Source organism: Micromonospora sp. DT41, from assembly GCF_049841715.1.
GTDB classification, from domain to species: Bacteria; Actinomycetota; Actinomycetes; order Mycobacteriales; family Micromonosporaceae; genus Micromonospora; species Micromonospora profundi.
In genome coordinates, this window is the sequence record NZ_JBNCKU010000005.1 from 419,225 (window position 1) to 441,938 (window position 22,714).

The following is a 22,714-nucleotide window of genomic DNA, read 5'->3' on the forward strand; positions in this document are numbered from 1 at the left end:
GCGGGCACGAGCGCAGCGAGGAGAGGTCATGACCACCCATCCGGACCCGGTACGGGACACTCCGGAGGCGTACTCCGCCCCGGCGCAGCCGGCCGAGCCGAGCTCGGCGGAACCCGCCTACACGGCGACCGCTCCCGCCCAGCCGGCCACTGCCGACTGGACCGACGGCGTGGACACCGTGCCGCGCGCCAACGGCACCCCGGGCGAGCTTCAGCCGTACACCGAACTGGGGCTCCGCGACGACGAGTACGACCGGATCCGGCAGATCCTCGGCCGCCGGCCCACCCAGTCCGAGCTGGCGATGTACTCGATCATGTGGAGCGAGCACTGCTCCTACAAGTCGAGCAAGGTGCACCTGCGCCAGTTCGGTGAGAAGGCCCCGCACAGCGACCGTCTGCTCGCCGGCATCGGTGAGAACGCCGGTGTGGTGCAGATCTCCGCCGACCTGGCCGTGACCTTCAAGGTCGAGTCGCACAACCACCCGAGCTTCGTCGAGCCGTACCAGGGTGCGGCGACGGGTGTCGGCGGCATCGTCCGCGACATCCTCGCCATGGGTGCCCGCCCGGTCGCCGTGATGGACCCGCTGCGCTTCGGTGCGGCGGACCACCCGGACACCGCACGGGTGCTGACCGGCGTGGTCGCCGGCGTCGGCGGCTACGGCAACTGCCTCGGCCTGCCCAACATCGGTGGCGAGTTGGTCTTCGACCCCTCCTACCAGGGCAACCCGCTGCTCAACGCGCTCTGCCTGGGCGTGCTGCCGGTCGACCGGCTACAGAACAAGGCTGCCGCAGGCCCCGGCAACGTGGTCGTGCTGATGGGCGCCAAGACCGGCCGGGACGGCATCGGCGGCGTGTCGGTGCTGGCGAGCGCCACCTTCGACGATGGCAGCGAGGCCCGTCGCCCCGCCGTGCAGGTCGGCGACCCGTTCACCGAGAAGCTGTTGATCGAGGCGTGCCTTGAGCTGTACGACGGCCAGCTGGTCGTCGGCATCCAGGACCTCGGCGGCGCCGGTCTGACCTGCGCGCTCACCGAGACCGCCGCTGCGGCCGGCACCGGCATGCGGGTCTGGCTGGAGCGCGTGCCGCTGCGTGAGCCCTCGATGGACCCGCACGAGATCCTTGCCAGCGAGTCCCAGGAGCGGATGCTGCTTGTCGTCGAGCCGGACAAGCTCGACGCGGTGCTCAAGACCGCCGAGAAGTGGGGCGTGCTCGCCACCGCGATCGGCGAGGTCACCGCGCCCGAGCCGGACGGCCGCCCCGGCCGACTGCTGATCACGTGGCAGGACCACCTTGTCGTCGACGTACCTCCGGGTTCGCTTGTCGACGACGGCCCGGTGTACGCCCGGCCGATGCGCGAGCCGGCCGACCTGATCCTGCTCCAGGCCGACAGGGCCGAGACGCTGCCCCGACCGGCCGACCCGGAGGCGCTGCGGGAGACCGTGCTGCGCATGATCGCGTCGCCCAACCTGGCCGACAAGACCTGGGTCACCGAGCAGTACGACCGCTACGTGCTGGGCAACACCATCCTCGCCCAGCCGGAGGACGGCGGCGTGATCCGCATCGACGAGCGGACCGGGCTCGGCGTGGCGCTGTCGGTGGACGGCAACGGCCGGTACGCCCGGCTCGACCCGTACAACGGCACCAAGCTGGCCCTCGCCGAGGCGTACCGGAACGTGGCGGTGACCGGCGCGAAGCCGATCGCCGTGACCAACTGCCTCAACTTCGGCTCCCCGGAGGACCCGGGCGTGATGTGGCAGTTCGCCGAGGCCGTTCGCGGCCTGGCGGACGGCTGCCTGGAGCTGGGCATCCCGGTCACCGGCGGCAACGTCAGCTTCTACAACCAGACCGGCGCGGCGCCCATCCACCCGACCCCCGTGGTCGGTGTGCTCGGCGTACTGGACAACGTGGCCGACCGGGTGCCGATGGGCTTCGTCCCGCGTCCGAGCGGTGAGCACGACCAGATCTACCTGCTGGGCGAGACAAACGTCGAGCTGTCCGGCTCGGAGTGGGCCTGGGTGACGCACGAGCACCTCGGCGGCATCCCGCCGCAGGTCGACCTCTCCCGGGAGAAGCTGCTTGCCGACCTGCTGGCCGAGGCTGCCCGGGTGGGTCACCTCAGCTCCGCGCACGACCTGTCCGACGGTGGCCTCGCCCAGAGCCTTGTCGAGTCCTGCCTGCGGCGGGGCGTCGGTGCCCGGATCGCGGTGCCGGAGCAGTTCGCCGGTGGCTCGATGCCGTTCGTCTACCTGTTCAGCGAGTCCGCCACGCGGGCGCTGGTGTCGGTGCCGCGTGGCCACGACAAGGCGTTCGCGGCGCTCTGCGCCGAGCGGGGGGTGCCGTTCGAGCTGATCGGCGTCACCGACCCGGGCAGCGGCGCCCTTGAGGTGCACGGCCAGTTCCGGATCGGCCTGGACGAGCTGCGCGCCGCGCACACCGAGACGCTGCCGCGCCTCTTCGGCGGTGCCGCCGCCGTCGAGGTGCCCGCGCCGGCCGCTGGCGTGGCGGGCGCTGTCGAGGCGGCGCCCCTGCCGGTAGCCGAGGGCACGCCTGTCGCGCCCCTGGACCCGGCGACTGTCGTCTCCGAGCCGATCGCGTCGGCCGGCCCGGTGCCACAGACCGGCGCGGTCGAGCCGGTCGAGTCGGGCGCGTCCGGTCAGCCGGGCACGTCTGGTCAGCCGGACACGTCTGGTCAGCTGGGCGACTCGGGCGTGTCGGGCGTGTCGGAGCCGAACGCGTCGGCTCAGTCGAGCACCACCGGGCCGGCGGAGGCCGCCGGTTCGTCCGAGTCTGACTCCGGTGCCACCGACCCGTCGCCTGACGAGCGCTGAGGCGTTGGCGGCCGTCGTCCACGGCCAGCCCGGATCGGGTGCCCGGTTCGACTGGGGCCTGAGCGGCGCGGCCGAACTCGGTCGGGTCTGCGCCGCCCTGGTGGTGGTGGACGTACTCTCGTTCACCACCGCCGTGGAGGTGGCTGTCGCTCGCGGCATGCGGGTGCACCCGTTCCCGTGGGGCGAGCAGGCCGCCGAGTACGCGGTTCGGGTCGGCGCGGTGGCCGCAGTGGGCCGTCGGCGGATGACTGCCGACCATCCGTGGTCCCTCTCGCCGGCCGCGCTGAGCACCGCACCCGTGGTGCCGGACCTGGTGCTGCCATCACCGAACGGCTCGGCCATCAGCGCCGCCGCCAGCGCCACCGGACTGCCCGTGGTCGCGGCGTGCCTGCGTAACGCACCCGCCGTCGGGCGTTGGCTGCGCCGCCAGGGGTACGGCACCACGGACGCCCCGATCGGCGTCATCGCCTCGGGGGAGCGGTGGCCCGACGGGTCACTGCGTCCGTCGGTGGAGGACCAACTGGGCGCGGCCAGCGTGCTCGACGCCCTGTCCGGTGTACCGGGCGGCCTCTCCGTGGAGGCGGCAGTGGCGCTCGCCGCGCTGGCCAGCACCCCTGACGTGCCGGCCGCGGTCCGGGGCAGTGTCTCCGGTCGGGAGTTGACCGAGGGCGGCTTCGCCGAAGACGTGGAGGTCGCCGTCCAGGTCGACGCGTCGACGGTCGTCCCGGTCCTCCGCCAGGGCGTCTTCTCCGCCGCCTGACCTGAGTCCTCAACCGTCGACCCGGGTGCCCCGGCGGTCCGTGCTCAGGAGGGCCGCCCGGCGGTCTGCGCCGGCGATGATCGACTCGGGTTCCTTGAAATCGGGGTGTCCGGGCGCGGGTGATACCCCGATTTCAAGGAACCCGAGTAGGTCTTGCGCATCGCGCGCTCGGCGGAGCGGTGAGCCGGACACGCGAACGGCCGCCCGAGGTTCCGGACGGCCGTTCGCGGTGTGTCGGTGGTGTCGGGTCAGTCGTCGAGCCAGTCGAGGCGACGGCCGCCCCGCTCGGTCGGTGGCGGGCTGTCCGGCCGGGCGCGGCCGCCCTGCTGGTCGTAGCCCCGGTCGTCGTAGCCGCCGCGCTGTTGCGGGGGCTCCTGGCCGTAGCCGCCGGCCTGCTGGCCGTAGCCGCCGCCCTGCTCGTACCCGCCCGTCGGTTGGCCGTAGCCGCCCTGCTCGTAGCCCCGGTCGTCGTAGCCGCCGCGCTGCTGCGGGGGCTCCTGGCCGTAGCCACCCTGGTCGTACCCGCCGGCCTGCTGACCGTAGCCACCCTGGTCGTATCCACCGGCCTGCTGACCGTAGCCACCGGTCGGCTCGGTCGACCGCCCACCGCCGTACGGGGCAGCGTCGGACTGGCCGTAGCCCTGGCCCTGCTCGGGCTGGTAGACGCCTGTGGCGTACGGGTCGGCCGGGGCCGGGTACTGGGTGCTGTCGCCCGTGTACCGGCCGGTCGGCTCGTCGAAGCGCTCGCCACCCGCGGGAGCCGGTGGGTAACCGGCGGAACCGGCCGGGGCGGTGTAGTCGCGGTTGCCATAGCCGGCACCCGAGGCGGGCGCGTTGCCGTAGCCGCCGCCTGAGGCGGGCGCGTTGCCATAGCCGGCACCCGAGGCGGGTGCGCTGCCGTAGCCGCCGCCCGAGGCCGGGGCGTTGCCGTAGCCGCCACCTGCCCCCTGAGCGCCGCCGTAGCCCGCGCCGGATCCGGGCGCGGCACCGTAGCCGTCGTCCGCCGCGCCGTAGCCGCCGTCGGGGGTACCCGCCGTGCCGTAGCCGCCGCCCGAAGACGGCGCGTTGCCGTAGCCGCCTGCGCCGTAACCGCCGGTCGCGGGCTCGTCGCCGTAGCCGGCGCCGCCCCAACCCTGCTGACCAGCGGCACCGTACGGCTGCGGAGGCGCGCCGTACGGGTCCGGTGGCACGTCGTCGACGACCGGGCGGTGCATCATCGTCGGCGCCTCGCTCAGCGCAGCCCCGCCGACCATCGTCGGATCGGGCCCACCGCCGGGCCGGTTGACCACCCGGGTCTGGTCGTCCGCCCCGCGGAAGCCGCCCCGCGCCGCCGGCACCGCGCCAGCCGCGCCGGCAGCCGCCGGCTCGTCATCGTCGTCGCCGCTCTCCTTGCGCTTCATCCAGAGCAGCACGATCGTGCCGACGCCGGCCGCGACGAGCAGGCCGCCGAGCAGAATGATCAGGTACGAGCCGAAGCCGCCGCCGTCATCCTCGTTCGCGGCGTTCGCGGGAGCACCGGGGCTGGCCTCCGTGGACGGCTCCTCCTCGGTGCCCTCCTCGGTCGCCTCGTCGGTGGGGGTGGCCTCGACGGTGGGGGACGGGGTGGCGCTCGGTGTCACCTCGACCTTGATCTCCAGGCTGATGCGCTGCCCGGTGATCGACTGTCCTGCGTTCGCGTTGAAGCTTCTGACCGCGTTGATGTTGTTTGACGACGCGCCCACGTCGATCCGACCAGGCGCGATCGGCTTGTCGTTGCTACCGGTGAACCGGAAGTTCCCGCTGCCGTCGGCGATCGTGTCGTAACGGTGGCCGGCGCTGTCCTGGAGGATCACGATCGCGTTCGGCACCGCGTCGCCGTTTGCCTTCACGACGACCTTGCCGGAAACCGACTTGACGGTCTGTGGCTGCTGCTGCGTAGGCGGCGCGGCCCTGCCCCGCACGGTCAACGCGACGGTGGCGGTGTCCGGGCCGGACTCGGCCTCGACAGCCACCGTGACGGTGGCGGTAGCGTCGCCGGCGTTCTCGTTCGCGGCGATCCTGACCAGCACCGACCGTGTCGGGTTGCCCAGGCCGGGGAAATTGACGTCGCCGCAACCGCTGGCGCAGCTGACACCGGACGGCAGGCCGGAGAGGCTGATCTTGGCCTTGTCGTCGCCGTTGCCAGCTGTGACGCGCACTGTGAGTGTGGCATCGCTGCCAGCGTTTACGGAGATCGAGTTGGGGGAAACCTCAACATCAGCGGCCATTGCTGGTGTGGCGGGGACGGCGAGCAGAGCGCCGGCAACCAGCGCTACGACCACACCGGCCCGCTGCTTCCAGGCACGTCGGTGTGTTGACACGTCCACCGCCTTCCGGGCTGAACTTCCCTTGACCGGCGGGGCGCCGGGCCGGGGATCATCACGGTACGAATACGCCGTCGGCCACTATGCCTTGTCTGAGTGGATCGGCGCGACCCAGGGCCAGCGTCGGGTGCTCCGGCTACGGGTCGTATCGTCCCGTCGTGTCCTCTCCGCACAGTAAATCCGCCGCCATAGCAGCGGCTTTGTCGGCGCTTGACGAGGGGCGTACGCCCGAACGGCCGGTGTTCCGGGAGGCGGTCCGGTCGTTGTTGGCCGTCCTCGCGGAGCGCGCCCCCGGCCGATCGGTGGAGGTGCGGGTTCCACCATACGGTGCGATCCAGTGCGTTACTGGTCCTCGACACACCAGGGGAAACCCTCCGAACGTGGTCGAGATGTCCCCGCTGACCTGGTTGGAGTTGGCCAGCGGCCGGGTCGGGTGGGACGAGGCGGTCGCCGGCGGTCGCGTCCAGGTGAGCGGGATCCGGGCGGACCTCTCGGCGTATCTGCCCCTCTAGCTACCCGAATGCCCAGGTGAGGGTGACGCTGTGCAGGGAAATCGTGACTATCTGTATAGACACTGATTCGCGTACACTGTCAGGCGACGACAGTGGTCCCGGCCGAGGAGTGTGGATCCGCCCCGTGATCTCCACCAGGCCGGTCCAGACCAGCATGAGGGAGCGGTAGTGCCCCGAGGCGACGGCCGGCTGAGCCACGACCTTGATCCCCAACGACCTGGCCCCCAGGATGCCTGTGGCGTCTTCGGTGTCTGGGCCCCCGGCGAAGAGGTCGCCAACCTGACCTACTTCGGCCTCTACGCCCTGCAACACCGGGGCCAGGAGGCTGCGGGCATCGCGGTGAGCGACGGTTCCGGCGTCGTGGTCTACAAGGATCTCGGCCTGGTGGCCCAGGTCTTCGACGAGCCCACCCTCGCCAGCCTGCGCGGCCACCTGGCGATCGGGCACGCCCGATACTCGACGACAGGCGCCTCCAACTGGGAGAACGCCCAGCCGACAATCCGGTCGACCAGCTCCGGCACGACAATCGCGTTGGCGCACAACGGCAACCTGGTGAACACCGCCGAGCTGGAGAAGGAGGTCGCCGAGCGCGGCCTAGTCGCCGACGGTTCGACAAACGACACGTCGCTGGTGACGATGCTGCTGGCCAGCCGCCCGGACCTGTCTGTCGAGGCGGCCGCGATGGAGGTGCTGCCGCAGCTGCGCGGTGCGTTCAGCTTCGTCTTCATGGACGAGTCCACGCTCTACGCGGCCCGCGACGCGCACGGCGTACGCCCGCTGGTTCTCGGTCGACTGGAGCGCGGCTGGGTGGTCGCCAGCGAGACCGCCGCCCTGGACATCGTCGGCGCGAGCGTGGTGCGCGAGGTCGAGCCCGGCGAGCTGATCGCGATCGACGAGGAGGGGCTGCGCTCCACCCGGTTCGCGTCGCCGGAGCCGAAGGGCTGCCTCTTCGAGTACGTCTACATCGCCCGCCCGGACGCCACGATCGCCGGGCGCAACGTGCACGCGGCGCGGGTGCAGATCGGCCGACAGTTGGCCAAGGAGCACCCGGTCGAGGCCGACCTGGTGATCCCGGTGCCCGAGTCGGGCACGCCGGCCGCTATCGGGTACGCCGAGGCGTCCGGCATCACCTACGGCGCGGGCCTGATGAAGAACCCGTATGTGGGCCGTACGTTCATCCAGCCGTCGCAGACCCTGCGTCAGCTCGGCATCCGGCTCAAGCTCAACCCGTTGCGGCAGAACGTCCGGGGCAAGCGGCTCGTGGTGGTGGACGATTCGATCGTCCGCGGCAACACGCAGCGCGCCATCGTGCGGATGCTGCGCGAGGCGGGGGCGCTCGAGGTGCACGTCCGGATCTCGTCTCCGCCGGTCAGCTGGCCGTGTTTCTACGGCATCGACTTCGCCACCCGGGCGGAGCTGTTGGCCAACGGGTTGGACAACGACGGCATCCGGCGTTCCATCGGCGCCGACACGCTGGGCTACGTTTCACTTCCTGGCCTGATCGCCGCGACCGAGCAGCCGAAGACTCGCCTGTGTCGGGCATGTTTCGATGGGGAGTACCCGATCGAGCTGCCGGCCGGCAACCTGATCGGCAAGCACGTGCTCGAAGGTGTGGGCCGACGGGTCGCCAACTCGGCGCCGGAGGCACCGCACACCAACGGCTCGTTCGTCGCCACTCCGGGTGGCGTGACCGCAAACCGCCCGTAGCACCAACCGGCGCGGCCCGGCCACCGCCGGCGCGGCACCGAGAACCAAAGGGGAGAACCGTGACGCACGTGTCCGAGCGCAGCGGCGCAGGAAGCAGCCCGACCGGCGGCGGCGACCGTCAGCCCTGGACGGCTGGCGCTGGCCGTCAGGGTCGGAAGCGTTCAGTCTCGTACGCCGATGCCGGGGTCTCCATCGACGCGGGTGACCGCGCCGTGGAGTTGCTGAAGTCGAAGGTGCGGCAGACCCGCCGCCCCGAGGTGCTTGGCGACCTCGGCGGCTTCGCCGGGCTGTTCCGGCTGGACACGACGAAGTACAAGAACCCGATCCTGGCGTCCTCCACCGACGGTGTGGGCACCAAGCTGGTGATCGCCCAGCAGATGGACATCCACGACACGGTGGGCATCGACCTCGTGGCGATGGTCGTCGACGACCTGGTGGCCTGTGGGGCCGAGCCGCTGTTCCTGCTCGACTACATCGCCACCGGCGAGGTCGTCCCGGACAAGGTGGCCGACATCGGCGCGGGCATCGCCGACGGCTGCCGGTACGCGGGCTGCGCGCTGCTGGGCGGGGAGACCGCCGAGCACCCGGGTGTGCTGCGCCCGGACGAGTACGACATCTCCGCGACCGGCGTGGGCGTGGTGGAGGAGAGCGACATCCTCAGCCCGGACCGGGTCGAGGTGGGCGACGTCGTAATCGCGATGCGCTCCTCCGGCCTGCACTCCAACGGCTACTCGCTGGTCCGGCACGTGCTGCTCGGCGCGGCCCGGATGCGGCTGGACATCGTGATCGACGACTTCGGTCGGCAGCGGACCCTGGGTGAGGAGTTGCTCACCCCGACCAAGATCTACGCGAAGGACTGCCTGAAGCTGATCGCCGAGGCCGAGGTGCGGGTCCTCGCCCACGTCACCGGCGGCGGTATTCCCGGCAACCTGGTCCGGGTGCTTCCGGAGCACGTCGACGCCGTGGTCAACCGGTCCACCTGGAAGCCGCAGCCGATCTTCGACCTGATCCAGTCGAAGGGGCGGATCGACGACCAGGACATGGAGTCGACCTTCAACATGGGCGTCGGCATGTTCGCGATCGTCTCGGCGGAGGACGCCGACCGGGCGCTCGCCACGCTTACCGGCCGTGGCATCGAGGCGTGGCAGGCTGGCGAGATCATCGAGGGCACGGGCAACGTGCAGATGGTTGGCCAGCACACCCGCGGTTGATCACGCTCTGGTTATCGTACGAGCACCTGATGAGGGCTTCACCCGAGTGGCCCATGCCGCCTAGCCTGAAGGGCTCAGGCTCGGCGGAGGAGGGCGATGGCTGCTCGGGGACAGACGTTCAGCGGTATGCGCGGCTTGGCCGTCGTCCCGTCGTACGTCGTGATGCAGCCCACGACCCTGTGCAACCTGGACTGCGCGTACTGCTATCTGCCGTTCCGGGCTGCGGACCAGCGGATGTCGGTGCCGGTGGCCGAGGCGGTGGCGGCGGCGGTCAACCCGTGGGCGACGTCCGCTCGGTTCTCGGTGGTGTGGCACGGCGGTGAGCCGTTGGCCGCGGGTCGGGAGCACCTTGCCGACCTGATGGCGCCGTTCGGTCCCGAGGTCGAGCACCATGTGCAGACGAACGCAACGCTCATCGACGACGAGTGGTGCGACTTCTTCGCCCGGCACGAGATGCGCGTGAGCGTGAGCGTGGACGGGCCCCGGGAGCGCAACAGCGAGCGGGTCAACAGGGGTGGGCAGCCGGCGTACGACCGGATCCTGCGGGGTGTGGCGGCGCTGCGTCGGCACGGCCTGCCGTTCTCGGCGCTGGCTGTGGTGTCCCGGCCCGTTCCCGGGCTCGCCGCCGAGTTGTACGACTATTTCCTCGGGTTGGGCTGTGACGTGCTCGGCATCAACATCGAGGAGACCGAAGGCGTCAACACCCGCGACAACAGTCACGACCCGGGGGCTGTCACCGCGTTCTGGGCCGAGTTGGTGTCGGCCTGGCGGCGGGAGCCCCGGATCCACCTGCGGGAGGTCGAGTGGTCGCTGCGGTACACGGCGGCGGTGCTCGACGACGCGGCGGACGTTGTGCTGCCGCGCCGGCTGGATCCGATCCCGACGATCGGGCACGACGGCTCGGTGACGGTGCTCTCGCCGGAGCTGGCGGGCTTCACCGACGCCCGCTACGGCGACTTCAGCAGTGGGAACGTCCTGGCCACGCCGCTGGCGCAGATCCTCGTCGACGCGGCGTCCACGCCGTGGGTGGGCGAGTTCCTGGCCGGGGTGGAGGCGTGCAGGGCGGCCTGCCCGTACTTCGGCTTCTGTGGCGGTGGTCATGCCGCCAACCGTTACTTCGAGCTGGGGCGTTTCGACGGTACGGAGACCGAGCACTGCCGCAACAGCAAGATCCGCCTATTGGAGGGAGTGTTGGAGCATGCCCGAGACCACCAGTCACCGGCGGCCTGAGCACGAAGCGGATGCCATCCCGGACAGCGTCACCGAGCGGGTGCGGGAGGCTGCCCCCGGGCTTGTCGCTCTGCTCCAGGAGGCGGCGGACGCACGGCGGCTGCGGGCGGAGGTGTCGGGCGGGGATGGCGCCAGCGCGGTCTGCGCCTGGAACCACTTCGAGAACATCCCGACCTTCTACAACTGGAACAACCGCCCGCGCTGAGGTCGACCCCGATCAGGGGCCTGTCGGCCGGTAGGTGTTCTCCGGCTGGGGCAGGCCCCTGATCATCGGCACCGGTGTCTTCCCGACGGGCACATGCGTGAGCACGCGGGGCTTACCGCGTGCTCAGTTGCGTCGAGAGGTCAGCGGGTCGGACGTACCCAGGGATCCGGGTCGTCGTCAGCATGATTCTCATCATCATCGTCGACGAACTCTTTAGAGTCGTCGTCGAAGTGGTGCTCAGACTTACCAGCACCCGCCAGTTCGCGCTGCAAGGCGGTGAGGTCGGTGTTCGGGGAGTGGTACTTCAACTCCCGGGCCACCTTTGTCTGCTTGGCCTTAGCACGGCCGCGCCCCATGGCTCGACCCCCTCGCACAGAATGCGGGGCAGCCCGAAGGCGGGCCCCGATGACGTCAGGCATCTCTCGTAGCTCTTACGGTACATGGGGATGCCATCGTTCGGCACCTCGGGTTACCGTCAGCCGGCTCTGCGCGTCGCGTTGATCCGGCCATCACCCAGTGTACCCGGTAAGGAGCGAAGCGGAGACCGCCCGTGACACCAGTCAAAGCGTGACAAACCTGACTCGGCTTCAGCGTACCGAGCACTACCGACCTCCGAGGCCCGGAGGCGGATCCCGGTCGATCCGCCCCCGGGGAGACGCTCAGCGCAGGTGGATCGTGCGCAGGCGGCCGACCTCGGCCATCCGCCGCTCGGCCAGCCGGTCCGCCGCGACCGCGGGCGGTACGCCGTCGGCGTCCGCCAGATGCAGGATCTCGCGGGTGGTGTCGTAGATCCGGGTTGCCCGGAGCTTCGCCCGATCGAAGTTGAAGCCGTCGATCTCGTCGGCCACCTGGATCACGCCGCCGGCGTTGACCACGTAGTCAGGGGTGTACAGGATGCCCCGGTCGGCCAGCAGCTTCTCGATGCCCGGGTGGGCGAGCTGGTTGTTCGCCGCCCCCGTCACCACCTTGGCGCGCAGTACCGGCACGGTGTCGTCGTTCAGAGCGCCGCCCAGCGCGCACGGCGCGTACACGTCGATGTCCGCGGCGACGAGCGCGGAGGCGTCGTCCACCAGGGTGATCTGCGGGTGGTTGGTGCGCGCCCAGGCCAGCGCCTTCGGGTTGACGTCGGTGGCGACCACCTCGGCGCCGTCCTCCAACAGGTGCCCGGCCAGGTACCTGCCGACCTTGCCCAGGCCCGCCACGCCGACCCGCCGGCCGCGCAGGCTGGGCGTGCCCCAGACGTGCTCGGCGGCGGCCCGCATGCCCTGGAAGACACCCCAGGAGGTGAGGATCGAGGAGTCACCGGCACCACCGTGCTCGACGCTGCGGCCTGTCACGTACCGGGTCTCCCGGGCGATCACGTCCATGTCCGCCACGTAGGTGCCCACGTCGCACGCCGTGTAGTAGCGGCCGGCGAGCGACTCCACGAAGCGGCCGTACGCGCGCAGCAGCGCCTCGCTCTTGACCTGCTCCGGGTCGCCCCAGATCACCGCCTTGCCGCCACCCAGATCCAGCCCGGCGAGCGCGTTCTTGTACGCCATGCCGCGGGACAGGTCGAGCACGTCGGCGAGCGCGTCCTCCTCGCTCGCGTACGGGTAGAAGCGGGTGCCGCCGAGGGCCGGCCCCAGTGCGGTGGAGTAGATCCCGATGATCGCCTTCAGGCCGCTCTGCTTGTCCTGGCAGAACACGACCTGTTCGTGACCGGTCAATCCCGGGTCGTCTGTGCTCGCGAATACGCCCATGGCTGGCTCCTGAGATGGTGTGCGCCCTTGTGGGGTGCGGACCTGGTGGACCTCCGGCGGGGATGCTGCCGGTGGGTTCGAGCCTAGTATCGGCCGCCGCGCAGGTGCCCGACGCGCCGCTGTCGTCCCACGTTGCGGCGCGCGTGGGTCCGGCCTCTGACCGCGTACGGGTGCGGTTCGTGGGAGGATCGCGCGGTGCCGTCGCTCTTCGCTTCATACCTGCGCGTGTACGAGCCGCTGACCGCATTCGACCGCGATCGGCAGAGCTACTGGCGCCGCTACGTCTCCGAAGGGCGCGCGGTCGCTCCAATGGAGGGGCCCGGCCGGCAACGGACGGCGGTGATCGAAGCGCTCGGCGCGGGCTGGACGCGGCTACCGGACCTGCCCGAGGAGGCGTACGTCCTGGAGACGGACGACAGCCTGCTGGTCTGCCCCTGGAACCTGCGGATCCGTGTCGCCGAGGCGGCGCTCAGCGCCCGGGACGGGGTGCCCTCGGTGCTCGCCGACGCCTTCGTGCCGCCGGTGCTCGCCGGGCAGGCCAGGGCCGTGGTGGACGACTGGCGCAGTGGTGCCCGGGTCCTGGAACACGGGGTGCCGCGGGTGCACGAGCAGATCGCCACCTGGGGCGTACCGCTGCGGTGGTTCGTGCTCTTCGACCCGACGGAGCGGGACCTGGTGACCGAGGCTGGCCGGCGCGCGATGCGCTACCGCACCGAGATCTCCAAGGCCCGCCGCCGGTCGTCCCGGGCGCTGTCGGTGCTGCGCAAGTCGGTGGGCGAGGCGCCGATCACCGATGCGGTGGAGGAGGCGGCCCGCTGGCTGGAGGAGTTCCATCCGCGTTCGGTGGTGGAGCTGGACTACGGCGGCCTCGTCGACCTGCTTTCCGACGAGACCCTCGAGGCTGACGACTCTCCAGAGCTGGTCGCCAGCGGCCTTGCCGGGCTGTCGCGGGGCGAGGCCGAGGAGGCGTCCGCCGCGTACGACAAGCTCGTGGCCCGGTGGCGTGCGGTGCAGCTGTTGGAGCGGTGCAACTAGGGCAAATAGCCCGAGGAACGCTCCCAAGTCGAGCAGTGCTCGTAGTTGACGCATCACGAACCGTGATCATGAGTCCGAATAAGGTACTTTCTGCCGTGTAAAAGTCGTAAAAATCGGGCATGGTTCATCCGTCCGTCTAGGGACCTTCATCCGTTCGGCCCATGTCGGACATCGGGGACTAGCCGGACCATGGGAGACGCGTCGGCCGGCGGGACCCCGGCCGATGTCTATACATGTGGAGGAGTGACCGATGGCATCGCGAACGCACGAACCAGAGCCGCTACTCACACCGGCCGAGGTGGCGTCGATGTTCCGGGTCGACCCGAAGACGGTGACCCGGTGGGCCAAGGCGGGCAAGCTCAGCGCCATCCGCACTCTGGGTGGCCACCGTCGATACCGCGAGTCGGAGGTCAGGGCGCTGCTGCAGGGTCAGATCCCGCAGCAGCGGCAGGGCGACTGAGCAGCATCAGCTTTTCCGGAAAGGGGCGGTGGATCTCGATCCGCCGCCCCTTTCCACGCCCGTTACCGGTCGTCGACAGTCCACTGTCAGTGTTGTGCCTCGGCAAGCGTCACGCGGATGCCGACAGTGCCGCCCTCGCCCCGGCGCAGCCGGCTGCCGAGCAGGCTCAGCCGGCCGAGCAGCCGGTACTTGTGCTTGAGCAGGTCACGGATCCGGCCGATGTCGCCGGCGTAGATCGTCGCGTGCGCGGGCACCTCCGCACCGTGCGGTCGACCCCGCACGTCACACGGCGCAACTGTCACCTCGCCGTTGCGGCGGATGCGCTTGACCTTGCCCGAGTCGGCCCGGGTCCAGACCGCCAACGCGTCGCCGTCCCGGACCGCCCAGACCGGCGTCGGCACCGCTCGGCCGTCCTTGCGGAAGGTCGTGAGCAGGATGTACTTCTCGGCCGCCAGCCGGTCCAGCATCGTCACGCCGCAAGGATACGGCGGGCACGGCCACTGAGTGGCCAGATAGCGTGAACATTGTGACTGGCGAGCCTCTCATCGGAGACGTGGTCGGCGAGCTGCTGCGGGACGCGCTCGCCGTAGCCACCGGGGTGGGACCCCGGCCGTTGGTCGGCGGACGGCTGCCCCGACCGGTCATCGAGATCATCGAGCGGGACGACGGGCTGATCAACGGCGCTCCGGCCGCGCACTACCTGGACGGACCGGCCGACTGGCAGCCCTACGACCACCGGGCCGTGGACCGGGCGCGGGGCGAGACCCTTGACGTCGGCACCGGCGCCGGCCGGATCGCGCTGCTGCTCCAGGAGCGCGGCGTACCGGTCACCGGGCTGGACACCTCCGCGGGCGCGCTGGCCGTGAGTCGACGTCGGGGCGTACGGAGGTTGGTGCACGGCACCGTGGACACCCACGTCGCCGACGGCCGGCGGTACGACACGTTCCTGCTGCTCGGCAACAACCTCGGGCTGATCGAGGGGCGGCAGCGGGCACCCGGCTTCCTCGCCGCGCTCGCCGCGCTGGCACGACCCGGGGCGCAGATCATCGCGCACGGCACCAACCCGTACGGCACCCGCGATCCACTGCACACCGGCTATCACGAGCGCAACCGCAGTCGGGGTCGGCTCGGCGGCCAGTTGAGGCTGCGACTGCGCTACCGCGAACTGGGCACGGATTGGTTCGACTACCTGGTCTGCTCGCCCGACGAGTTCGCCGAACTGGTGCACGGCAGCGCCTGGCGGCTTACCGATGTGGACGACCGCGACGCCCCCTACTACCTGGCCACCCTGCGTCTCGCCGAATGACCTTGTGTGTGTAAGGAAGGGCCCCTTATTAACGCCAGGCGTTAATAAGGGGCCCTTCCTTACACCTCAGACCTGGACGGTCGGAGGAAGCTGCTCGGGCGGCAGGCCACCGTCGCCGTCGACCACCTCGTCGGGGGTGCCGTCCTCGTCGATATCCACCATGGTGATGTCCACCTTGCCGTCACCGTCGGTGTCGAACTGGAACAGATCGGCCTTGCCGTCGCCGTCGGTGTCGACCACCCACACGTCGGTTCGACCGTCGTTGTTGGTGTCAGCGCGCAACAGGTCGACCCGTTCGTCGCCCCGGGTCTCCACGACCTCCGAGTCGGTGCTGCCCGGGTCGGTGACGCTCTCCGGTGCCTGGCTCATGTCGACTGGTCCTTCCCTTGAGTTGACAGGCCGTACGTACCCGATCCCGCGCTCCCCCACGCATGGGCCGGGCCGTCGTGCTGTTTAGGGTCGCACCATGACCGAGCGGATCCGACGGAGCACCCGGGTCGACGCGGCGGGGACCCCGCGCGCCACCGGGCCGGACAGGGAGGCGTGATGAACGATCGTTTCGTGGTCGTCGGTGCGGGCACGATGGGGCTCGGCATCGCGTACGTGGCGGCTGGCTCCGGGCATGCAGTGGAGTTGGTGGAGGTGGACCCGGAGCGGGGCGCGACAGCGCTGAACCGGCTCGCCGACCTGTGGGAGCGGGCGGTGCAGCGCGGAAAGCTGACCGCCGACGAGGCCGCCGCCAACCGGCAGCGGGTCACGCTGCGCCCGAGGCTCGCCGCTGTCGACCCCGCCCCGGCGGTGATCGTGGAGGCCGTACCGGAGCGGCTCGACCTGAAGCGGGCCGTGCTGCGCGACGCCGCCGCTCTGACCCCGGCCCTGCTGGGCAGCAACACCTCAAGCATCGCCATCGGTGAGTTGGCCGCCGGCCTCCAGGCGCCGGAGCGCTTCGTCGGCCTGCACTTCTTCAACCCGGTCTGGGCGATGGCTCTGCTGGAGATCGTGGTCGGCCCGGCCACCGCCGAGGAGACCACCGCCGCGGCCGTCGCGCTCGCCGGTCGGCTGGGCAAGGACCCCGTCGTCGTACGCGACATGCCGGGCTTCGCCACCTCCCGGCTCGGGGTCACCCTGGGGCTGGAGGCGATCCGCATGGTCGCCGACGAGGTGGCCAGCCCTGCCGACATCGACAAGGCGATGGTGTTGGGCTACCGGCACCCGATCGGGCCGCTGGAACTCACCGACCTGGTCGGCCTTGACGTGCGGCTGGACATCGCACGGACCCTCCAGACCGCGTACGGGGACCGCTTCGCGCCGCCGCCGCTGCTAGAGGAGATGGTGGCCGCCGGACGGCTGGGCAAGAAGTCGGGGCAGGGCTTCTACACGTGGGACGGCGGTGTGAAGCGGTGAGCGGGCTGCGGATCGAGGAGCTGCCGGACCGGCTCGTGGTCACGCTGGACCGACCGGAGAAACGCAACGCCATCGACGCCGACCTCGTCGCCGAACTGCACCAGGTCTGCGCCGAGTTGGAGGCGCGTCCCCGGCTGCTGTTGCTTACCGGCGGCGCGGAGGGCATCTTCGCCGGCGGCGCCGACATCGGCCAGCTCCGCGAGCGGGGGCGCACCGATGCCCTGGCCGCGATCAACTCGGCGGCCTTCGCACGGATCAGGGCGTTGCCGATGCCGAGTGTGGCCGCCGTCGACGGCCCTGCGCTGGGCGGCGGCGCGGAGCTGGCGTACGCCTGCGATCTGCGGGTGTGCACGGCGCGGGCGGTCTTCGGCCAGCCGGAGGTGCGGTTGGGCATCCTGGCCGGCGCCGGCGCGACCCACCGGCTGCCGGCGCTGATCGGCGAGGCCCGCGCCAAGGAGCTGCTGTTCACGGGCCGCCGGGTGGATGCCGCCGAGGCGCTGCGGATCGGCCTGGTGAACCGGGTGGTGGACGAGCCGGGTGAGCTGTTGGCAGTTGCGCACGGGCTGCTGGACGAGATGGCCCAGGGCTCACCGTTGGCGTTGCGGCTGACCAAGCTGGCTGTGGACGCGCCGGCCGCCGCGCACCCGCAGCTCGATCTGGTCAGCCAGGCGGTGCTGTTCGAGGACGAGGAGAAGCACCGCCGGATGACCGAGTTCCTGCAACGCCGTCGCGCCCGCTGACGCAGGTGAAACACCCACCGTCTGCCGGCGCGCGGCGCTGCTCGGCCACGATCGACTCGGGTTCCTTGAAATCGGGGCATCGGACGCGCTCGGATACCGCGATCTGCAGGAGAGCGAGTTGATCACGGGCGCCGCCTCAGACGGAACGGCCGCACCGGCGGGAAGCCGGTGCGGCCGTCGCGGTCCGCGGTCGATGCTCAGTGCCGGATCTGCACCCCGGAGTCGGCGAGCGCACGGATCACCTGGGCGGACTCGCCGAACCCGATGATCAGTACGGCGTCCGCGCCGAATTCCTTGATCTCCTTCGCGCCGCTCGTGAAGTCCACCGGAGGCGAATCCGGGTCCGGCGGCGGCTCGTAGGTGAGCAGTTTGAGGCGGTCACCGGCGATTCCGGCCTTCTCCAGCTCGCCACGGACGGTGGCCTGAAGGCCCTCGCCGTAGGAGTCCTTGCGAGCCACGATGACGATCTTCTGCGATCCGTCGCGAAGGATGACGTCGGCAAGCGCCCGGCCCTGGAGGCTGTCCGGCGGGGCGGTACGGAAGTAGAGGCCGTTGTCCTCGACATCGGTCAGGCTGGCGTCGGTGTTTGACGGCGAGAAGAGGATCCTGCCGGCCTTCACCACGTCCGGCAGTACCTCGCGGGAGATGCCCGAGGCGCCGGCGCCGATGATGACGCTCACGCCTTCCGCCGCGTGCCTGGCCACTGTCGCCTTGGCCACCGCCGGGCTGGTGCCGTCGTCGCCGTCCATCCACGTCACAGGCTTGCCCAGCGCACCACCGGCAGCGTTGATCTCCTTGATCGCCAGAGCGGCGCCAGCGGCCATCGGCGGGTACGCGAGCGCCAGGTCGCCGGTCTTCGGCAGCAGGCCGCCGATGATCAGAGGCTTCTGCTTGTCGTCGTCGCCCGGGCGGGCCTTGCGCGCCTTCGGCGGAGCCTTGGTGCTCGCCGCCGACTCGGCGCCCGCACCGACGAACTCGGTCTTGCCGTCGTTGATCTGCTGGCCGTCGAACGTCAGCGTGGCGTAGCTCGCCGTGGCCGGCTCACCCTTGTCGGTGAAGCCCGCACGGGTCAGCGACACACTGCGGTACTCGATGTCCTGTCCGGCACGGGCCAGGGTCAGGCAGGTGGCCGGGTCCTCGCAGCGCTGACCGTTGTTCGTGACGCCGACTATCTGCTTCGCGATGGCCGCCGGGTCGGTGCTCCCGGCGAGCTGGGCGGCGAGCGCCGCGATCACCACAGCGTCGTACGTCTCCGCCGAGTAGAGGAAGTCCGTCAGCGCCGGATTGACGGACCGTAGCCGGCTCTTGAAGTCGTCGGGCAGAGGTGTGAGCGGCGTGGTCCCCTTCATCCCATCGACGAGATCCGCGCGTTCCTTCAACTCCGCTGGGTAGGAGTTGAGCATGTTGCCATCCGTGCCATAGAGGCGCACCTGTTGGGCGCTGCCCTCTTCGGCCTTGTCATCCCCGCAAGCGCTTGTGGCGAGCAGGATCGTCGCGCAGGCGGCCAGTGTGGCCACCCGCGAACGGCGTGATACGAGCATGGTCGTCCTTCCTCCGGCGAAGGTCCGCTGCGCACATTAGCGTGCCGGGCCTGGCAGCGGGACCGTGGAGGTGCTGTAATGCGCAGGCCACCCAGGTTGAACACGCAGAGTGACGAGCCTGCGGGGCCTTGACCTCCGGTCCTACTGTGCGCTGCGTGACCGACCTACCACAGCAGACGTTCGACGACGCGGCCGCCGTGCTCAGCTCGGCACTCTCTGGCGATGGAGACGCGGTGGTGGGGGCATTCGACGCGGTTGTCGACCGTGCCGGCCTGCCCGGCGCGTACGGGGTCGCCTGGTGCCTTGCCGCGACGATGGTCGGTGACACGCCATCGACCACCGGATGCGCGTTGGACTTCCCCGGAATCGAACAGGCGGCCTATGACGCCCGCTGGGTGGCGCGGTTCGTGAGCGCGTACGCCAACCAGGACGTACCGACCGGGGAGGCGCTGTTCGGTGCGGCCGCTGCCGACGGGCTGCTCTCCGACTGTCTGCTCACGCTCGCCGGCTCGACCATCGCCACCCTGCGCAGCCGCGCCGGCTGACGCTTCGCGCGGCGCCCGTCGGGACCCGGGCGCCGCGCCCATCCGGACCGCTCAGAACGCGTGGTACGCCACAAGTGGCTCGTACTCGTAGCGGAGGTTCTCGAAGCGGACCCGGAAGTTGACGCCGTCGCGGACATTGGTCGCAACCGTGATCCAGCCGGAGTTGGCCGGCAGGTAGGTCCAGTAGTTGCAGCTCCCCGTCTTGTCGACGAAGATCACGCAGGCGTCCGTGCCGTACGCGCTGGCGTTGCGCACGTTGATGTCACGGCACCGGCTCGTGGTGCGGTAGGTGCCGGCCTGGCCGCCGTAACCGCCGGTCTGGAAGAACGACCGGACCGCACCGCCGTAGCAGGTGGCGAGCGTGGCGTAGAGGTTCGGCCCCGAGACCTCCGGACCGGCCGGTTTGACCTGGTTGACCTCTGTGGCTTGGGCGGCGGAAGTGGCCTGGGCGGCCTGAGCGGGTGCGCCGACGGCGAGCAGCGTGGCGGCCGTGGCGACGGCGAGCAGGCGAGCAATCGGGGATGACATGCGGGCCTCCGGAAACGATTCACTGACCGTCCGTACCGGACGGGCGAGCCGATCGTGACGATGATACTCATCGATTGATCTGCCTGTGGTCCCGTCGCTGTCGGTCGGGTGTGATAGCTCTGGAGGCATGTCCGAGGCCATGCTCAGCAAGGTGCGCAAACTGCTGGCCCAGGCCGAGGACCCGGCCTGCACGCCTGCCGAGTCGGCCGCGTTCACCGCCAAGGCGACCGAGTTGATCGCCCGCTACGGCGTCGACAGGGCGCTGCTCGCCGTCCGCGACCCCACCACCGACCCGGTGGGCGACCGGGTGCTGGACATCGTCGCCCCGTACGCCCGCGACAAGGTAGGCCTCCTCGCCGCCGTCGCCGAACCACTGCGCTGCCGCTGTGTCCGTCGCCCGCGGGGCAACGGGTTCACGCTGCACCTCTTCGGCTTCGCCAGCGACCTGGAACGGGTCGACCTGCTCTTCACCTCGCTGCTCGTACAGGCGGCACACGGGCTGGCTGCCACGACGGTGCCCGAGGGCGAGCACCTGGCCGCCTTCCGCCGGTCCTGGCTCGCCGGCTTCGCAGAGGTGATCGGAGGTCGACTCTGGGCGGCCGAGAGGGCAGCAGCCAGCGAGCCGGGCACACCGTCCGTGGCGCTGGTGCTGGCCGACCGCTCAGACCGGGTGCAGCGGCGGCTCGCCGAGGAGTACCCGCGACTGCGTACCGCCCTGCCGCGCCGGCTGGCCGGCACCGGCTTCGACTCCGGGGCGGAGGCCGGGCAACGCGCGAACCTGGGCGGCCGTGACCTCAACACCCGCTCATCCGCCGCTCGACAGCTCGGCGGCGGCTGATCCCCCTGCGCTGCCGGGGGCGGCGGCCGTCGAAGCTGCCGCGCTGCCAGGCGCGGCGGCTGGCTCAGGCGGGGCTGGCGGGGTGGCGGCGAGCCACGGTGGCGAGGTAGCGGGAGAGCAGCTCGTGCCAGCCTGCTGTGAGCGCCTTGCGGTATCCCTCGGCAGCCTCACCGTGCCTGTCGAAGTGCCGGTGCTCAAGCTCGACCCGGGTGCGCTCGGGCCCGTCCGCCAGGAACAGCACCTCGACCTCACTGGCCCGAGCCGGATCCGGCACCGGCACCCGGTCCGGGCCGATCTGCCAGGCGAAGACCAGCCGGCGGGGCGGATCCCAGGTGAGCACCCGTCCCCAGTCGGCGCGGAAGCCGTGCGGCCCGATCTCGTACAGCATGCCGCCGGCCTGCGGCTCCATACCCAGCTTGGCGAGCGCCTCCGGACCGGACCAGGTGTATTCGGTGACCCACCAGTCGCTCAACTCGTCGGTGAAGACAGCGAACGCGTGCTCCGGCGGCCCTGGGACGAGGAGGCTGCACCGCAAGGAGAAACGCTCCAGGTCCTGACGGATGCCGGCCGGATCAGTCATCTCCTGTCCCATAGGCCCGGACCATACCGGCTGATGCCCGGGTGTGCAGCTTCGCGCAGTGCCTTTTCCAGACAGTGAGTTGCCGAGCGGTCACAGATGGGATGCCCCGCCGGAAAGCGGGTAACCGCGCCGGACGTCCGAACGACCGGGCGGTGTACGGGGTGGAGCGGAAGCATGAGCGAGAGCGCGCAGCAGCGGAAGCCGGACCGGAACGTCGACGACCCCGACGTCCTGCTCGACATTCCGAAGGTATCGGTCGACACGCTGCGGCTGGCCGTCGACGGGTTGGACGCCGAACTCTCGCTGCGGGCACGGCTGGCCAACCTGCTCCACATCGACGCCGGCGTACGGGTGCACCTGCGCGGCGTCGAACTGGACGTCGACGGCGTGCAGGCCGAGGCGCAGTTGCGCGTGCGGTTGGAGCAGCTGGTGGCGCTGCTGAGCAAGGCGCTCGACACGATCGACAACAACCCGCAGGTGGTCGAAGCCATCGGCCGGTCGGCCGTCCCCGCGATCGACGACCTCAGCCGCGGCACCGAACAGGTGACCGTCAGGGTCGCCGAAGGCAGCGCCTCGGCACAGCACTCCGGGGTACGCGACGAACTGCGCCGGCGATCAGCAACGCCGGGAACCATTGCGCGCCCGACCCGACCGGGTTCCGAGCGGACCGGTACGCCAGACCGGGGCCGAGCGGAGGCTACCGGGCCAGCGGGATCGCGTCCGGGCGAGCGCCGACCGACGGGCCGCGGCCCTGCGGACCGGGTGCCCGAGGATCAGAGCGGCAACGGTCAGGGTGGCAGCGGCGGGCAGGGCGGCAGCGGTCAGGGCGGCAGCGGTCAGGGTGGCAGTGGCCAGGGCAGCGGCGGTCCCGGTGGCAGTGGCGGTCCTGGTGACAGCGGTCAGGGTGGCGGGCCGGGCGGGGCTCAGGCTGCCGCTCAGAGCGCTACGCAGTTCGCCGAGCAGGCGGGTGAGACTCTGCGGCAGGCGGGGCGCAGCGTGTGGGAGGCGATCCAGGGCGGCCTGGCGCAGCACCGCCCGCCGGACCGCCGGGATTAGCGACGGTGCCTGGTGCGCAGTCGACAATGAGGCCGCAGCGGCGGGCACAAAAGCAAGATCCCCACCTACGTTTCCGCTGGTGGGGATCTCTGTAGCCCGGCGAAAGGCTATGTGGCCAGGGGCGGGGTCGAACCGCCGACCTTCC

At 70.8% G+C, this 22,714-nt stretch carries 23 protein-coding genes; 15 read left to right on the plus strand and 8 right to left on the minus strand.

Features of this window, described 5'->3' with window-relative positions:
- The first annotated feature begins 28 nt into the window (after positions 1–28).
- Entirely contained in the window at positions 29–2,827 is a 2,799-nt protein-coding gene (gene purL / locus ACLQ23_RS12780; protein WP_425880679.1) for a phosphoribosylformylglycinamidine synthase subunit PurL, read from the plus strand.
- A 4-nt stretch (positions 2,828–2,831) separates the two neighbouring features.
- Complete coding sequence (locus ACLQ23_RS12785; protein ID WP_355588471.1) at positions 2,832–3,587, plus strand: 2-phosphosulfolactate phosphatase; 756 nt, start codon at positions 2,832–2,834, stop codon at positions 3,585–3,587.
- A gap of 248 nt (positions 3,588–3,835) precedes the next feature.
- Here ACLQ23_RS12785 and ACLQ23_RS12790 read toward each other — a convergent pair whose 3' ends face one another.
- On the minus strand, positions 3,836–5,926 hold the full coding sequence (locus ACLQ23_RS12790; RefSeq protein ID WP_355587803.1) for a hypothetical protein: 2,091 nt from the start codon (positions 5,924–5,926) through the stop codon (positions 3,836–3,838).
- A gap of 191 nt (positions 5,927–6,117) precedes the next feature.
- On the opposite strand from ACLQ23_RS12790, the gene ACLQ23_RS12795 reads away from it, so the two are divergent.
- The 5 genes from ACLQ23_RS12795 to amcA all read left to right on the plus strand — a co-directional run bounded on the left by ACLQ23_RS12795 (position 6,118) and on the right by amcA (position 10,794).
- Positions 6,118–6,441, plus strand: a complete 324-nt coding sequence (locus ACLQ23_RS12795; protein WP_355588474.1) for a sterol carrier family protein — start codon at positions 6,118–6,120, stop codon at positions 6,439–6,441.
- Positions 6,442–6,609: 168 nt separating this feature from the next.
- Positions 6,610–8,148 carry an amidophosphoribosyltransferase gene (gene purF, locus ACLQ23_RS12800; protein ID WP_053651995.1) on the plus strand — a complete coding sequence of 513 codons (1,539 nt, stop codon included), beginning with the start codon at positions 6,610–6,612 and terminating at the stop codon, positions 8,146–8,148.
- 59 nt (positions 8,149–8,207) lie between these two features.
- Positions 8,208–9,359, plus strand: a complete 1,152-nt coding sequence (gene purM / locus ACLQ23_RS12805; protein ID WP_355587806.1) for a phosphoribosylformylglycinamidine cyclo-ligase — start codon at positions 8,208–8,210, stop codon at positions 9,357–9,359.
- A 126-nt stretch (positions 9,360–9,485) separates the two neighbouring features.
- Positions 9,486–10,589, plus strand: coding sequence for a cyclophane-forming radical SAM peptide maturase AmcB (gene amcB / locus ACLQ23_RS12810; protein WP_355588476.1), 1,104 nt, complete (start codon positions 9,486–9,488; stop codon positions 10,587–10,589).
- Positions 10,558–10,794 carry a multiple cyclophane-containing RiPP AmcA gene (gene amcA, locus ACLQ23_RS12815; protein WP_355587808.1) on the plus strand — a complete coding sequence of 79 codons (237 nt, stop codon included), beginning with the start codon at positions 10,558–10,560 and terminating at the stop codon, positions 10,792–10,794. Before amcB ends, amcA begins: the two co-directional genes overlap by 32 nt.
- A 140-nt stretch (positions 10,795–10,934) precedes the next feature.
- Here the strand turns inward: amcA and ACLQ23_RS12820 are convergent, their stop codons facing one another.
- Entirely contained in the window at positions 10,935–11,150 is a 216-nt protein-coding gene (locus tag ACLQ23_RS12820) for a DUF3073 domain-containing protein (RefSeq protein WP_007454329.1), read from the minus strand.
- Between the two features lie 303 nt (positions 11,151–11,453).
- Positions 11,454–12,536 carry a Leu/Phe/Val dehydrogenase gene (locus ACLQ23_RS12825; RefSeq protein WP_355587810.1) on the minus strand — a complete coding sequence of 361 codons (1,083 nt, stop codon included), beginning with the start codon at positions 12,534–12,536 and terminating at the stop codon, positions 11,454–11,456.
- Between the two features lie 195 nt (positions 12,537–12,731).
- Between ACLQ23_RS12825 and ACLQ23_RS12830 the strand changes: the two genes are divergently transcribed.
- Together ACLQ23_RS12830 and ACLQ23_RS12835 are read left to right on the plus strand one after the other, a co-directional pair.
- Positions 12,732–13,571 carry a hypothetical protein gene (locus tag ACLQ23_RS12830; protein WP_355587812.1) on the plus strand — a complete coding sequence of 280 codons (840 nt, stop codon included), beginning with the start codon at positions 12,732–12,734 and terminating at the stop codon, positions 13,569–13,571.
- Positions 13,572–13,821: 250 nt separating this feature from the next.
- Positions 13,822–14,031: a BldC family transcriptional regulator gene (locus tag ACLQ23_RS12835; protein WP_007073996.1), complete on the plus strand. Its 210-nt coding sequence runs from the start codon at positions 13,822–13,824 to the stop codon at positions 14,029–14,031.
- Between the two features lie 86 nt (positions 14,032–14,117).
- Here ACLQ23_RS12835 and ACLQ23_RS12840 read toward each other — a convergent pair whose 3' ends face one another.
- Positions 14,118–14,504: a PPOX class F420-dependent oxidoreductase gene (locus tag ACLQ23_RS12840; RefSeq protein ID WP_355587814.1), complete on the minus strand. Its 387-nt coding sequence runs from the start codon at positions 14,502–14,504 to the stop codon at positions 14,118–14,120.
- Between the two features lie 53 nt (positions 14,505–14,557).
- Between ACLQ23_RS12840 and ACLQ23_RS12845 the strand changes: the two genes are divergently transcribed.
- Positions 14,558–15,337, plus strand: coding sequence for a class I SAM-dependent methyltransferase (locus ACLQ23_RS12845; protein WP_355587816.1), 780 nt, complete (start codon positions 14,558–14,560; stop codon positions 15,335–15,337).
- Between the two features lie 66 nt (positions 15,338–15,403).
- On the opposite strand, the gene ACLQ23_RS12850 is transcribed toward ACLQ23_RS12845, so the two are convergent.
- Complete coding sequence (locus ACLQ23_RS12850) at positions 15,404–15,706, minus strand: hypothetical protein (RefSeq protein ID WP_355587818.1); 303 nt, start codon at positions 15,704–15,706, stop codon at positions 15,404–15,406.
- A 177-nt stretch (positions 15,707–15,883) separates the two neighbouring features.
- Here ACLQ23_RS12850 and ACLQ23_RS12855 point away from each other — a divergent pair, with 177 nt between their 5' ends.
- Both ACLQ23_RS12855 and ACLQ23_RS12860 read left to right on the plus strand, forming a co-directional pair.
- Entirely contained in the window at positions 15,884–16,741 is an 858-nt protein-coding gene (locus tag ACLQ23_RS12855) for a 3-hydroxyacyl-CoA dehydrogenase family protein (protein ID WP_425880680.1), read from the plus strand.
- Positions 16,738–17,481: an enoyl-CoA hydratase/isomerase family protein gene (locus ACLQ23_RS12860; RefSeq protein WP_355587822.1), complete on the plus strand. Its 744-nt coding sequence runs from the start codon at positions 16,738–16,740 to the stop codon at positions 17,479–17,481. The genes ACLQ23_RS12855 and ACLQ23_RS12860 overlap by 4 nt, the downstream gene beginning before the upstream one ends.
- A gap of 197 nt (positions 17,482–17,678) precedes the next feature.
- Here the strand turns inward: ACLQ23_RS12860 and ACLQ23_RS12865 are convergent, their stop codons facing one another.
- Positions 17,679–19,022 carry an ABC transporter substrate-binding protein gene (locus tag ACLQ23_RS12865; RefSeq protein WP_355587823.1) on the minus strand — a complete coding sequence of 448 codons (1,344 nt, stop codon included), beginning with the start codon at positions 19,020–19,022 and terminating at the stop codon, positions 17,679–17,681.
- A gap of 155 nt (positions 19,023–19,177) precedes the next feature.
- Between ACLQ23_RS12865 and ACLQ23_RS12870 the strand changes: the two genes are divergently transcribed.
- On the plus strand, positions 19,178–19,567 hold the full coding sequence (locus ACLQ23_RS12870) for a hypothetical protein (RefSeq protein WP_355587825.1): 390 nt from the start codon (positions 19,178–19,180) through the stop codon (positions 19,565–19,567).
- 51 nt (positions 19,568–19,618) lie between these two features.
- Here ACLQ23_RS12870 and ACLQ23_RS12875 read toward each other — a convergent pair whose 3' ends face one another.
- Positions 19,619–20,095: a hypothetical protein gene (locus ACLQ23_RS12875; RefSeq protein WP_355587827.1), complete on the minus strand. Its 477-nt coding sequence runs from the start codon at positions 20,093–20,095 to the stop codon at positions 19,619–19,621.
- Between the two features lie 127 nt (positions 20,096–20,222).
- Between ACLQ23_RS12875 and ACLQ23_RS12880 the strand changes: the two genes are divergently transcribed.
- Positions 20,223–20,933 (plus strand): DUF2786 domain-containing protein, encoded by a 711-nt coding sequence (locus ACLQ23_RS12880; RefSeq protein ID WP_425734939.1) that lies wholly within the window; start codon positions 20,223–20,225, stop codon positions 20,931–20,933.
- Between the two features lie 64 nt (positions 20,934–20,997).
- On the opposite strand, the gene ACLQ23_RS12885 is transcribed toward ACLQ23_RS12880, so the two are convergent.
- Positions 20,998–21,525 carry an SRPBCC family protein gene (locus tag ACLQ23_RS12885; protein ID WP_355587830.1) on the minus strand — a complete coding sequence of 176 codons (528 nt, stop codon included), beginning with the start codon at positions 21,523–21,525 and terminating at the stop codon, positions 20,998–21,000.
- Positions 21,526–21,687: 162 nt separating this feature from the next.
- Here ACLQ23_RS12885 and ACLQ23_RS12890 point away from each other — a divergent pair, with 162 nt between their 5' ends.
- The gene (locus tag ACLQ23_RS12890) at positions 21,688–22,569 is read left to right on the plus strand and encodes a hypothetical protein (protein WP_425734938.1); all 882 of its coding nucleotides are present in this window, start codon (positions 21,688–21,690) and stop codon (positions 22,567–22,569) included.
- Positions 22,570–22,714: the final 145 nt, after the last annotated feature.